General features: G+C 42.6%; 12 protein-coding genes. 2 read left to right on the top strand and 10 right to left on the bottom strand.

The annotated features are described in order from the left end of the window. Positions 1-4 precede the first annotated feature (4 nt). The 9 genes from dnaJ to gpr all read right to left on the bottom strand — a co-directional run bounded on the left by dnaJ (position 5) and on the right by gpr (position 11,432). Positions 5-1,144, bottom strand: a complete 1,140-nt coding sequence (gene dnaJ, locus EDD68_RS01935) for a molecular chaperone DnaJ (RefSeq protein WP_132370525.1) — start codon at positions 1,142-1,144, stop codon at positions 5-7. Between the two features lie 193 nt (positions 1,145-1,337). After that, positions 1,338-3,173: a molecular chaperone DnaK gene (gene dnaK, locus EDD68_RS01940; RefSeq protein WP_132370526.1), complete on the bottom strand. Its 1,836-nt coding sequence runs from the start codon at positions 3,171-3,173 to the stop codon at positions 1,338-1,340. A gap of 39 nt (positions 3,174-3,212) precedes the next feature. Beyond that, a complete protein-coding gene (gene grpE / locus EDD68_RS01945) occupies positions 3,213-3,845 on the bottom strand; it encodes a nucleotide exchange factor GrpE (RefSeq protein WP_279388229.1) in 633 nt (210 codons plus the stop codon). Positions 3,846-3,972: 127 nt separating this feature from the next. After that, positions 3,973-5,016: a heat-inducible transcriptional repressor HrcA gene (gene hrcA, locus EDD68_RS01950; protein ID WP_132370528.1), complete on the bottom strand. Its 1,044-nt coding sequence runs from the start codon at positions 5,014-5,016 to the stop codon at positions 3,973-3,975. A 90-nt stretch (positions 5,017-5,106) separates the two neighbouring features. Continuing rightward, positions 5,107-6,258, bottom strand: a complete 1,152-nt coding sequence (hemW, locus tag EDD68_RS01955; protein WP_132370668.1) for a radical SAM family heme chaperone HemW — start codon at positions 6,256-6,258, stop codon at positions 5,107-5,109. Between the two features lie 111 nt (positions 6,259-6,369). After that, positions 6,370-8,187 (bottom strand): translation elongation factor 4, encoded by a 1,818-nt coding sequence (gene lepA, locus EDD68_RS01960; protein WP_424399141.1) that lies wholly within the window; start codon positions 8,185-8,187, stop codon positions 6,370-6,372. Positions 8,188-8,727: 540 nt separating this feature from the next. After that, positions 8,728-9,063 (bottom strand): DUF3679 domain-containing protein, encoded by a 336-nt coding sequence (locus tag EDD68_RS01965; protein ID WP_165902026.1) that lies wholly within the window; start codon positions 9,061-9,063, stop codon positions 8,728-8,730. A gap of 1 nt (position 9,064) precedes the next feature. Further along, positions 9,065-10,243 (bottom strand): stage II sporulation protein P, encoded by a 1,179-nt coding sequence (gene spoIIP, locus EDD68_RS01970; protein WP_132370531.1) that lies wholly within the window; start codon positions 10,241-10,243, stop codon positions 9,065-9,067. An 82-nt stretch (positions 10,244-10,325) separates the two neighbouring features. Continuing rightward, on the bottom strand, positions 10,326-11,432 hold the full coding sequence (gpr, locus tag EDD68_RS01975) for a GPR endopeptidase (RefSeq protein WP_132370532.1): 1,107 nt from the start codon (positions 11,430-11,432) through the stop codon (positions 10,326-10,328). 174 nt (positions 11,433-11,606) lie between these two features. On the opposite strand from gpr, the gene rpsT reads away from it, so the two are divergent. Further along, positions 11,607-11,873 carry a 30S ribosomal protein S20 gene (rpsT, locus tag EDD68_RS01980; RefSeq protein ID WP_132370533.1) on the top strand — a complete coding sequence of 89 codons (267 nt, stop codon included), beginning with the start codon at positions 11,607-11,609 and terminating at the stop codon, positions 11,871-11,873. A 94-nt stretch (positions 11,874-11,967) separates the two neighbouring features. On the opposite strand, the gene holA is transcribed toward rpsT, so the two are convergent. Then, positions 11,968-12,999 carry a DNA polymerase III subunit delta gene (gene holA, locus EDD68_RS01985; protein WP_165902027.1) on the bottom strand — a complete coding sequence of 344 codons (1,032 nt, stop codon included), beginning with the start codon at positions 12,997-12,999 and terminating at the stop codon, positions 11,968-11,970. A 312-nt stretch (positions 13,000-13,311) separates the two neighbouring features. On the opposite strand from holA, the gene EDD68_RS01990 reads away from it, so the two are divergent. After that, the gene (locus EDD68_RS01990; RefSeq protein WP_132370535.1) at positions 13,312-13,446 is read left to right on the top strand and encodes a YqzM family protein; all 135 of its coding nucleotides are present in this window, start codon (positions 13,312-13,314) and stop codon (positions 13,444-13,446) included. Positions 13,447-13,494: the final 48 nt, after the last annotated feature.

Below are 13,494 nucleotides of genomic sequence, written 5' to 3' on the forward strand. Positions count from 1 at the left end.
TTATTTAATTTTTGGCATTCCCCTTAAAGGCACGCTTCATTTTCTGAAAGAGATTATCCTGCTGCTCCTGAGTTGCATCATTGCCGCTTAATTCATTAAATTCTCTGAGCAATTCTCTCTGGCGTTCGGATAAATTCGTCGGCGTCACCACCCTGATCCGGACATGTTGATCACCTGTTCCACGGCCATGAACATTCGGAACTCCTTTGCCTCTTAAACGGAAAAAGGTTCCGCTCTGGGTGCCTGCAGGAATTTTTAACTTCACTTTTCCGTGAACAGTCGGGACCTCGATTTCGTCTCCCAGGGCAGCCTGGGCAAAGGTTAATGGAACATCGCAATAAATATCATCGCCATCCCGTTCGAAAAATTCATCGGGTCTTACCCGCACAACCACATACAGGTCTCCTGCTGGGCCACCGTTAACACCCGGTTCCCCCTGGCCGGATACCCGGATCTGTTGGCCGTCATCAATGCCTGCGGGGATTTTGATATGGATTTTTTTGCGGCTTTTTACCCGTCCACTGCCTCCACATGTCGTACATTTATCCTTCACAATCTTGCCGGTTCCATTACAGTAGTGACAGACCCGTTTGTTAACGATACGGCCAAAGGGTGTTGATTGTTCCATATTTAATTGCCCGGTTCCATTACAGTGGGAGCAGGTTTCCGGACGGGTTCCAGGTTTCGCTCCTGTTCCGTGACAGGTACTGCAGGTCTCCTCTTTCGGGATCTGTATATCCGTTTCCTTTCCGAATACGGCTTCTTCAAAATCAATTTCCATGGAGTATTTTAGATCCGCGCCCTGTCTAGGAGCATTTGGATCCCGACGTCCCCCGCCGCCAAAAAACATATCGAATATATCACCAAATCCACCAAAGTCATCCGCGCTGAAGCCTCCACCGCCCTGGAATCCAGCTCCGCCATTCATCCCGGCATGACCAAACTGATCATACTGGGCCCGCTTCTGTTCATTGCTGAGCACTTCATACGCTTCTTTTACTTCTTTAAACTTTTCGGCTGCATCCGGTTCCTTGCTGACATCCGGATGGTATTTTCGGGCAAGTTTTCGATATGCTTTTTTGATCTCTTCTTTTGTGGCATCCTTTGATACGCCTAGCACTTCATAATAATCCCGTTTACTCACTACCCCATCACGCTCCCGATACTTCTTGCATGAAATTTATCATAACATTCTTGAATAAAACTGTGCAACGGATAACCGCAGCCATTCCAGCCCGCCATTCTTTTAGGGACAGAGGTGCAGTTATCCTATACGGTAAAAAAGTCAAAGCCAAGAAATTCCTGACTTTGACTTTTTGCTTTCAATTTACGCCCTATTATTTGTTCTCTTCATCCTTTACCTCTTCATATTCAGCATCGACTACATTGTCATCTTTCTGTCCGCCCTGCTGTTCCTGCTCCTGCTGTTGATTTTGAGCCTGCTGCTGAGCCTGTTCGTATAATTTGACGGACAGGTTTTGCACATGTTCCTGAAGGGCTTCTTTTTTCTTCTTAATTTCTTCGATGTCATCGTTCTCGAGGGCCTTTTTCAGCTCTTCTTTCGCATCTTCCGCTTTTTTCTTTTCTTCCTCAGAAACTTTATCGCCGAGGTCTTTAATGGTTTTTTCAGTTGTATAGATCAATTGATCCGCTTCGTTTCGGAGTTCTGCTTCTTCTCTCCGTTTTTTATCCTGTTCTGCATTTTCTTCTGCTTCTTTTACCATTCGTTCAATTTCTTCTTCGGATAATCCAGAAGAAGATTTAATGGTAATGGACTGCTCTTTATTGGTTCCCAGGTCTTTCGCACTTACGTTCACAATTCCGTTAGCATCAATATCAAAGGTTACTTCGATTTGCGGGACTCCCCGCGGTGCAGGCGGTATATCCGTCAGCTGGAAACGGCCAAGGGTTTTGTTGTACTGGGCCATTTCCCGTTCACCCTGCAGAACATGGATGTCAACAGCAGTCTGGTTATCGGCAGCTGTTGAGAAAATTTGTGAATGGCTGGTTGGAATGGTTGTGTTCCGTTCAATTAATTTAGTGAATACGCCGCCGGCTGTTTCAATTCCGAGAGACAGCGGGGTTACATCAAGAAGAACTACATCTTTGACATCCCCCTGAAGTACTCCACCCTGTATAGCGGCACCAAGGGCAACGACTTCATCAGGGTTTACCCCTTTGGAAGGCTGTTTACCGACTTCTTTTTCAATCGCTTTTTGAACAGCCGGAATACGGGTTGAACCACCTACAAGAATCACTTTATCAATATCGTTCGCAGTCATGTCAGCATCCTTAAGAGCCTGACGAACAGGACCCATTGTACGCTCCACAAGGTGTTCAGAAAGCTCTTCAAATTTCGCTCTCGTCAAGTTCATTTCCAGATGAAGTGGCCCGGATTCCCCTGCTGTGATAAACGGCAGTGAAATCTGGGTCTGGGTTACACCAGACAGATCTTTTTTCGCTTTTTCAGCCGCATCTTTCAAACGCTGAAGAGCCATTTTGTCCTTAGAAAGGTCAATCCCATGTTCCTTTTTAAATTCAGAAACTAAGTAATCGATGATGACCTGGTCGAAATCATCACCACCAAGGCGATTGTCACCGGCAGTGGATACGACTTCGAATGTGCCGTCGCCGATATCCAGAATCGATACGTCAAATGTTCCTCCGCCGAGGTCATAGACAAGCACTGTCTGATCTTCATCTTTATCAATACCGTAAGCCAGTGCGGCTGCAGTCGGCTCGTTAATAATACGCGCAACTTCCAGTCCTGCAATTTTTCCGGCATCTTTTGTCGCCTGCCGCTCAGCATCGTTAAAATATGCCGGAACCGTAATGACCGCTTTTTCTACTTTTTCACCGAGATAGTCTTCGGCATATGATTTTAAATGCTGCAGGATAATCGCAGAGATTTCCTGAGGAGTGTATTTCTTTCCATCCACTTCCACTTTATAATCTGTACCCATGTGCCTTTTAATAGACAGAATCGTATTCGGGTTCGTAATAGCCTGACGTTTGGCCACCTCGCCTACCTGACGTTCACCATCTTTAAAGGCAACAGCTGAAGGAGTTGTGCGGTTGCCTTCAGGATTCTGGATGACTTTAGGCTCACCGCCCTCCATCACTGCGACACATGAGTTCGTTGTACCAAGGTCAATACCAATAATCTTACCCATGATGATCGTTCCTCCCTTTTACATGTTTTTATGTAAGCCTTATTGATTCACCTTGACCATTGCTGGTCGTATGATGCGATCTTTAAGCTTATATCCCTTTTGCAATTCTTCTACGACTTCATTGGACTCCTTTTCATCATCCTGTACCTGCATCACAGCCTGATGCAGATGGGGGTCAAACTGCTCACCAACCGTTTGTATTTCTTCCAGCCCCTGTTTTGTCAGAGCATCTTTGAACTGTCTGTGAACCATTTTAATCCCATCTACAAAGCTTTTTGCCTGATCATCATTCACTTCCACTTGAAGCGCTCGTTCAAAATTATCTAATACAGGCAAAAGCTCGGTGATTAAATCCTGTGCTTTATATTTCAAATCATTTTCACGCTCTTTTTTTGTCCGGCGGCGGTAGTTTTCATAATCCGCCTGCAGTCTTAACAATCGCTCATACAGCTCTTCCTTTTCTTGTTTCACCTGATCCAGCTCATCTTTAAGCTGCTTCATCTCCTCAGGCAATTGCTCTTCTGCTTGTTCGTGACCATCGGTGTCTTGATTCTGTGTTTTTTGTTCTTCCATAGTCTTCTGATCATTCATCTCATTCTCTGTTGTTTGTTCTTCTGCTTTTTTCTCTTTTGTATCAACTCGTTCTTCGTTCTCCTGCTGTTTTTTTTCCACTTCTGTCACCTCCTCAAAATGACACGTGCGAATACACACCGTTAATGAATATAACATGAAATAATGGAAAACAAAACTAAAAAAACAAAAAAGAAGGGATGGGGGCAAAACACCCCATCTAGTTCAGCTATTTCCGGTATTCATCGATTTCATACCAGGTTCGGAAGGTTTTATTCATGTGTCCGGAAAGCACATTTAAAAGGGATATGACTTTGGAATACTCCATTCTTGTGGGCCCCAGCAGAGCGATGGTGCCCATCTGCTCATTCCCGACCGAATAGGTTGCTGTGATCAGACTGCAGTCACGCATTGCTTCCAGTTCGTTTTCCCTTCCAATGGAAACTTGAATTCCATCAGCATTTTTTCTGAGAATCGGTGCAATCTGGTGTTCCTGTTCTATCACAGATAACAAAGACCGAATTTTATCAATGTCTTTAAATTCAGGCTGGGACATTATATTGGTTTTCCCGCTCACATACAGCTGGGCATGCTGGTCATCCAAAAGTGCAGCCTTGATATATTCGTAAGCATTTTTGTAATTTCTCGTATGTTTTTTGAGTAAATCAAGGACTTCGGTCTGCATTTTTTCGTTTAATTCTAAAAGAGATACACCATGTAATCGTTCATTCAAAAGGTTTACGGTTGTTTCCAAATCCGCAGGGTCAATGTCTACCGGAATGGAAAACGACCGATGCTGGACATGACCTGTGTTGGTTACGAGAATAGCAACTGCGGAATGGGAACTCAGTGGTATGATCTGCAATTGCTTCAACCTTGTTTCATATACTTCAGGTCCTAATATGATCGATGTGTAGTTCGTTAATTCAGAAAGAACTTCTGCTGATTTCTGTACAACCTTTTCGTATTCCATCAGATGATCATTAAATGTATCTTGAATGGTTTCCAGGTCACGGTCAGACAAACGGAACGGGGCCATCAAATGATCCACGTAAAAACGATAACCTTTTTCTGACGGTATCCGTCCAGAAGATGAATGGGTCTTTTGTAAAAATCCCATTTCTTCAAGATCGGCCATTTCATTGCGAATCGTTGCAGAACTATATGTGACCTCATCCTTTTTGGATATGGCCCTTGAACCCACCGGCTGGGCTGATTGGATAAAATCATCAATGATAACCTGCAAGATGAGTAGCTGGCGCTCTGTAAGCATGTTTGATCACCCCTGTTAGCACTCATGTATAACGAGTGCTAAATCTACTAATAAATTATCAAATGGCCCCGTAATTGTCAATGGATCGGTTTATTCGCCGAATGGATCCCCATCAAGCAAAAAAGCTTGAAATACGTCATTTCCAAACAGCATCCCCCGGGTTGTCAGCCGGATGACATCGCCATCATCCATTAACCAGTTTTTTTCTTTCAGGTCATTCAGCCTTTCTCCATAGAGTTCATCTATAGTTTGATGATATTGTTTAAAAAATTTCTTTCTGGACACACCTTCTGTCTTTCTTAACCCCAAAAACATTTCTTCTTCGATCCGTTCTTTCAGCGTGATTTTTTCTTCATGTAAGACTGGTTTTCTTCCTGTTTCTATCGATTTTATATAATGATTGACCGGGCGAATATTCACGACTCTCCTTCCTGGAAAATAGCTATGTGCGCCTGCACCAAAGCCATAATAATAATCATTGTTCCAGTACGTTAAGTTATGCCTGCTTTCAAATCCTGGCCTGGCAAAATTGCTGATTTCATACTGGAGGATTCCATGTCTGTTCATCTCTTCAATGAGGTGCAAATACATATTTGCCTCTATACCCTCATCTGGTTTGGTTAATTTTCCCTGGCGATATCGAATGTAAAACACAGTCTGTGGTTCGATTTGCAGAGAATAGGACGAATAATGGGGAAGACCGAATGAGATCGCTTCTTTTAAGGTTTCTTTAAAAAGAGAAAATGTCTGGCCTGGCAGTGCATAAATAAAGTCCATGCTCAAATTCTCCATCCCGTTCTGGTGAAGCAGGTCAACTGTTTCATAGACATCTTTCACCTGATGGCTGCGGTTCAATGCTTTTAAAAATTGATCATCGAGTACCTGCACCCCCAGGGAAATACGGTTAACACCATACAGTCGCAGCATGTTCATTTTTTCCTTCGAAAAATCGCCCGGGTTAGCTTCGATGGTAAACTCAACATCGTCCCTGATGTCAAAATGCCGGGCCACAGCCTTCAGCATAGCTTCAAATTGTCTGTCAGAAAGGCTGGTAGGCGTTCCTCCGCCAATATAGATCGTACGGACTTTTTTTCTACTGTCTACATACATGGAAATTTCCTTTTCGAGAGCTTCGATATAGGAGTCTGCAAGGGATTCCTGATAATAAATTTTTGTAAAGTCACAATAATGACAGATCTCATGGCAAAAAGGAATGTGAAGATATACCGATTTCAATAGCATCACTCGCTTTCAAAACAGGGAAAACCGCAAGATCCAGCATCCTGCGGTTTTTCGATTTGCGGTTATGGTCAATGTTCAACTTATAATGATCCGTTACATGTTGCTGTTCGTTTATTTGTTTTGATCATCCATTTGCAGAACCGCCATAAAAGCTTCCTGCGGTACTTCTACTTTTCCAACCATTTTCATCCGTTTTTTTCCCTCTTTTTGCTTCTCGAGAAGTTTACGTTTTCGGGAAACGTCTCCTCCGTAACATTTGGCCAGCACGTTTTTGCGCATCGCCTTGATGGTAGAACGGGCAACGATTTTTTGACCGATTGCCGCCTGTACTGGAACTTCAAACTGCTGACGAGGAATCAGATCCTTTAGTTTTTCCACGATTTGTCTGCCCCGTTCATATGCAAAGTCTTTATGAACAATAAAAGAAAGGGCATCAATTTTTTCTCCGTTTAATAAAATGTCCATTTTTACGAGTCTGGAGGGCTGGTAGCCAACCAATTCATAGTCAAAGGACGCATAACCTTTTGTGGATGATTTCAGCTGGTCAAAGAAATCATAGACGATTTCGGCAAGGGGAATGTTATAGATAATGTTTACCCGATTTTCATCCAGATATTCCATCTCCACATATTGTCCTCGTTTTTTCTGGCATATTTCCATAACGGCTCCAACAAAATCATTGGGTACCATCACGGTAGCTCTGACAAAGGGTTCCTGAATCTCGGCAATTTTCTGAGGTTCAGGCATAAGAGATGGGTTTTCCACCTGAATTTCACTGCCATCATTCATATGAACGTTATAGATTACGCTCGGAGCTGTCGTAATTAAGTCAATTTTAAATTCCCGTTCAATCCGTTCCTGCACGATTTCCATATGAAGCAGCCCCAAAAATCCGCAACGGAATCCGAATCCAAGTGCCTGAGATGTTTCAGCTTCATATTGGAGGGCGGAATCATTTAATTCCAGGCGCTCAAGTGCTTCGCGCAAATCGTTATATTTGCTGGAATCAACCGGATATAATCCGCAGTAAACCATAGGATTCAAACGGCGATATCCAGGCAGGGGTTCATCGGCAGGATGGTCAGCCAGTGTGATGGTATCCCCTACTCTCGTATCCCCGACATTTTTAATGGATGCCGTCAAATACCCTACATCTCCGACGGATAACGAATCCAACGGTACAGGTTTCGGGTTAAATACACCTACTTCATTGACTTCAAATTCCTTCCCGGTGGCCATCATTTTAATACGGTCTCCGACTTTCACTGTGCCTTCTTTCACACGGATATAGGTGACCACTCCTCTGTAAGGGTCGTATAATGAATCAAAAATAAGCGCTTTTAAGGGGGCCTCAGGATCCCCATCCGGAGCAGGAATCCGTTCCACGACCCGTTCGAGAATGTCATCAATACCAATTCCGTCTTTAGCAGAAGCAAGAATCGCTTCTTCTCCCTCGATTCCGATCACATCTTCAATCTCTTTCTTAACCCGTTCCGGATCTGCACTTGGAAGGTCAATTTTGTTGATTACCGGGATAATTTCAAGGTCATTGTCAAGAGCGAGATAGACATTGGCCAGTGTCTGGGCTTCAATGCCCTGAGCTGCATCCACCACAAGAATGGCTCCCTCGCAGGCTGCGAGGCTACGGGAAACTTCATAAGTAAAATCCACGTGTCCCGGCGTGTCAATTAAATGAAAAATATAATCTTCTCCATTTTTGGCGGTATATTTTAACTGTACTGCATTCAATTTAATCGTTATGCCCCGCTCCCGTTCAAGGTCCATCGCATCAAGAAACTGTTCTTTCATTTCCCGCTGGGAAAGTGCTTTTGTTTTCTCGAGGATCCGGTCAGCAAGGGTTGATTTTCCATGATCGATATGGGCGATAATGGAGAAATTGCGAATGTTTTTTTGCTTTCGTTCAGACAAGTTCATCACTCCTACTATAATCGCCAGCGATAACTAGCTTTGATTATATCAGCAGGAAAATCATTATTCAATCTTATTTATCAAAAAGGCGACTGGTCCGTTTGCTCAAGACAAAAGCACATGTAAAAGAAATCCTGTCCCCGGCCCAAAATCGATCAGGTGTCGGCAGACTAGTCATAGGCTGACTGTGTTTCCCCGGTACGTTCCTCTGTCTGTTGGGACGCCCCACGATGTTTGACACGTAAAGAAACTGGAACATGAAAAATGAACGGTGAAACGACAAACGTGTTGGCAAAAAATATGACTTCGTCTGCGTATGAGCGCGATGAAATGCAGCGGAACTTGTCCCGGGAAATGGGAGTGTGAAGTAAAAAACGCGCAGACTTCCGGAGGAATTTAGAAGAGACTGCCTGAGAAACAAAAGGTTGATGCTGCTCAAGGGGCTGATCGAATAAAAAATATCCGAACTCATTCATGTGACTCATGAATATCGTTCGGATATTTCTTTGTCGTTTGCATACTTGTCACAACTTTACTGGTTTAGATCTGGTATATCATCTCTGTCATTTTATAAATCACCTGTATGACCTGATTATATAACCATTTTACCCCTTTTTCTATCAAGGTAGCCATCTTTTCCGTGATATGCTCGCTTTCTGTATCCCTGTATTTCAACTGCATTTCCTCGAAGGTTTCCCCCATCACCTGAACTTCAGCAGACTCCCCATCGCTCTGCTGGATATTCAGAGCATCAAAGTTTTCAAAGGGATTTCCCCTGATCGTCTGAATGCCTTCCCCCGCCTGATCAAAACCTACAATAACACCACTTAAAAACAATATGATCATCAGGAAAAACAACAGGGTAAAACGAACCATTTTACTCATCCCCCTCTGTGGCATTTACTTTTTGAGCCTGCCAGTAGTATTCACTGAACACTTCCGCTAATGCATCTGCGGTACGGTAAAGTTCATTTAAACGATTTTCCACACCACCAAACTCAATCAAAATCGCATTGCTGGATAAATCTTGATTATAAACCCCGTTGTTCCCCGGACCACCTTTCGCTTCTACCCCCCGGCTGATTCCAGGAAATTTTTCATTTAACCTTTCATTAAGTGTAGTTGCCAGCTCAAGGTTTTCTTCATAGTTCGGATTCTCTCTTCCAATAATAAACATCAGTCGGGCATAATCTTTTCCATTAATCGATCTGGTCGTAATGTCACGGGGTTGAGCATCACGATGAAGATCAAAAACAAACTGTAAATCGCTGTTGTTTTCAATAACTGATGAAACCACTGTTCTTGATGCTTGATAAGACTGAGAATAATTCCATCCATTCTTTAACAGTTTTTTGTAAATATCTGTCTTGTCTGCAATTGCGCCAATTCCGTAACTTTCCAGGCTTTTGGCAAGACGCTGATTAACCAGTGTAATATTGACTTCTGGATGGAAAGCTTCATCCGGACTCTTTGCTTCAGGAAGATGGGGCAAAAAAGATTCCCGATTGTGGGTAGAATAAATAAAAACGACATCTCGTCCTTCCGTTGTCAGCCTGTCCTCTTCCTCTTTCGGTTCGGGAAGTTCCGGTTCCTCTTCATCTACCTTGGCTTGATGCTCCTTTTCAAGCACGTCCATGGGTGGTGAAGATTCGATCGGCAGGGTCGTATAGTCTGTGCCTTCTCCGGCCACAATAATCTGACTGTTGTATATTGGAAAACCGGGTAGTTCTCTTCCTAACAAGCTCCTTGGATCATCAGGCTTAATTTTCGTTGCCATCTGAAACAATAAAGGGATCATTTCAACTGGCTGAGATTCTTCTGGGTAGGCCTCTTTAAATACACGATTTTCCATTGCAAATAAATATAGAAAGGCGGAACTGTCAATCTCCTTTGTCCATTGATGAATCACTGATGAGGAGATTCGGTAAGCCGGGTGAATGGTTGTCAGCATTCCTACGATTAAAAAAATCAGTATCGTACCGATCATTACTAGAGAACTTCTCTGATAGAGCTTTTTCGTCCACTTTCTGTATTGACTAAACAGTTTTAGCTTCATGGTTCCATCCTTCCTGAATCATTCTAGCAACTCTACTAAATCTATATGGAAACGATTCAGGAAATAGAACCGATATAAGCGTTTATTTTGTATAATTTGAAGCGGTATCTTGCTGGATGGCATCATGTAAGGCACCATTTATGCCAGTTGCCAGCAAATGGGCCATATCTTCCATAAACCCGTCCACTTCCTTCGGTGTAACCATTAAATTATGCCCGAGGGGCGTCAGCACTTCCTGAATTAATTTCCGTTTTTCTTCTTCAGGAAGCTGACCGACGATCCCTAGAAAAGTCTTCCGGTGTTCTTCCCCTGGCAAGTCTTCATCCGTCAGCTGTCTTTTTTCACCAAAAATCATGCCTGCAGGTGCCAGTGCCCTCGATGGTTTATCCTGATCTTTCAGTTCCCGGCCGAAATGCTTTAATAAATAGTCGATGGTATCACTGGTTATGGTGACAGCATCTACCACTGTGGGAACACCGATGGCAATTACCGGAATACCCAGAGTTTCCTTGCTTAATTCTTTTCGTTTATTGCCGATTCCTGAACCGGGATGGATGCCCGTATCAGATATTTGAATCGTAGCATTGACTCGCTCAATAGATCTGGAAGCCAGTGCATCAATGGCGATAATAAAATCCGGTTTCACTTTCTGCACAATGCCAAATATAATATCACTCGTTTCGATACCAGTAAGCCCCATGACGCCCGGTGCAACTGCCGAAACTGGCCGGTATCCTTCCGAAACCTCCTCTGGACGGAGATGAAAAAGATGACTGGTTACCAGCACCCTTTCCGTGGACATCGGTCCTAAAGCGTCAGGCGTAACCTGCCAGTTCCCAAGTCCAACAATTAAACAGGAAGCATTTTGTTTAATATTTAGAGAAGCTAAGTAGTTTTTAAGTTCTTCTGATAAAATTCTGGCGGTTTGATTCTGCTTATCGGAATCTCCTGTACGGATGCTCTGGGTTTCGATTGTTAAATAACTGCCGGCTTTTTTCCCGATTTTTTCTGCACCCGTTTCAGAAATATCTACATATGTAATCTTAATGTCTTCTTCTTTCCGTTCTTGAATTTGAACCCCTTCTATATCACCGGTATCCTCCCCTTCCTGCTCCTGTACCATTTCTCTGGCTTCTAATGCAAGATCTGTACGGACTTGAAACTGATTTTCAGTTTTATTCTCTGCCATCTGAAACGTCCTCCCATTTTTTACTTAAAGGATTCCCGGCCAATGGATTCTTTATACTGGCAGAAAAATTTATGGGGAAGTTCTATTGAAAACTGCAGGTCACTCTGGTAAAATGTCTCATGTTCAAATAAACGCAATGAATGACCACTTCAATCGTATTCGGGAGGTGAAAATATGGCTAACATCAAATCTGCAATTAAGCGTGCAAAAACCAATGAAGAACGCCGTATGCGCAATCTTTCCATGAAAACTGAAATGCGTACGTATATTAAAAAAGTAGAAAAGCTGATCGAGGAGAAAAATGCAGAACAGGCACAGGATGTTCTTAAAGAGGCCGTCAGCAAAATAGACAAATGCGTACAAAAAGGAATTATCCATAAAAACAACGGTGACCGCAAAAAGTCCCGCTTAATGAAAAAAGTAGCAAACATTGGTGCTTAATCGGCTGAAAAACGATCCATACAGGATCGTTTTTTTCATCAGGAATTGTGGATCAGACTCCTGCAGGGCATTCTCGCAGGGGTCTGATCCATTTTTATGATGTTCTCGTTTTGGCAAATTCATATAGGAGCAGCTCGATGGCAAGATCCTTGTCCATCTCGCCCCTTTTGATCCGGTCATCTGTTCCCGTTAATCGATCAATCATATGATAAAGTTCATCCAGAGAGAAATATGTTTCTCTGTCTAACGCCATTTTTACCCTAAAGGGGTGTACCTGTAGTTGTTTTGCCATCTGGTTTTGTGTATATCCTTTGTTTTTCATCAGTTTACACTGCAAAATGAGTCGGACCTGTGAAGCCAGAAGAGCAAGTAATGCAATCGGTTCTTCGTTTTGCTTTCGCAAATCCTTAAATATCCTAATCGCTTCCTTCAGCTCATGATTCATAATCGCATCCAGCATTTTAAAGCCGGTGGCCCGGGCATGATGGGAAATCAACGGTTCAGCATCTTCCATTGTTATAAGACCATCCCCACCGGAAAAGAGCGAAAGTTTTTCCATTTCTTTTTGTAAAGCCATTAAATCTGTTCCGACTTCTTCCGCTAGCAGGGCGACCACATTTCGGTCCAGCTTCAGGTTCAGCTCTCCTGACATCACCTGAATCCATTGATATAATTCTTTTTCCTTCGGTTTCTGACATTCAACGACCTGACCATGCTCTTGAATAAGTTTGACAATTTTCTTTCTTGCATCAATTTTTTCATTTGGACAAACCATGATGAGCACAGTATAGTCAACGGGATTTTTTAAATATTCAGCAAGAATGCCCAAATCATGATCTACAGTGGATTTATCTGGTACTGCCTTAAAAAACGAGGCATTTTTTAAAACTAATACTTTTTTCTCTCCGAAAAAAGGAAAGGTTTCAGCATCGTGAACGGCATTCTGTACAGGGATATTTTCCAGGTCCACAACAGAATAATTTAAATCATGTTCGGGTTTTTCTAGAACAGCGTTCACAATTTTTTGTTGTGCGTTTTGTAATAAAAACGGTTCATTTCCGTATAATAAATAAACGGGAAATATTTTATGGTTTTCCAGGTCTTTAATGGTTTGTATGTAAGACATCCTGTTCACTCCATCAGTTAGGATACTTCCATGGTAAAGTTTCTTTTTCCAAAGAGCAAGAGCAATCGTTAAAGAGGGAAATGGCAAAAACCACTTCCCCCAAAATCTATATGAACGCCTGAAAAACAGTCCCGGGAAGCTGAATTTCAGGCGATGTTCGCTAGCTGTTCTTAGCATGTGATATCTCGCTAAAAATATATGTGTTAACTCTTTACAAAGCAGGATCTGGTAAGGTTTTTTGAATTTTTTATTAACATATAGATTTTTTATGCAGAATCGCTTATACTAGGAAATGGTATAGGAGGGGTAACCGTGAATGAATTTGAAAAAGATGTACAATCCAAAAACAATGATGTAGTGGACTCCATTAAAGGTTTTACACTTTCATTCATTTTCTTCCTTTTGATTTTCTTTATTGGAACCATTTTTGAAGCAATCGGTTCCTGATCGGTTATGGACAGAAAGAGAGACTGTATAGAGCAGTCTCTCTTTTTT

Origin of the sequence: Melghiribacillus thermohalophilus (assembly GCF_004342905.1) — a bacterium.
Lineage (GTDB): Bacteria > Bacillota > Bacilli > Bacillales > Alkalibacillaceae > Melghiribacillus > Melghiribacillus thermohalophilus.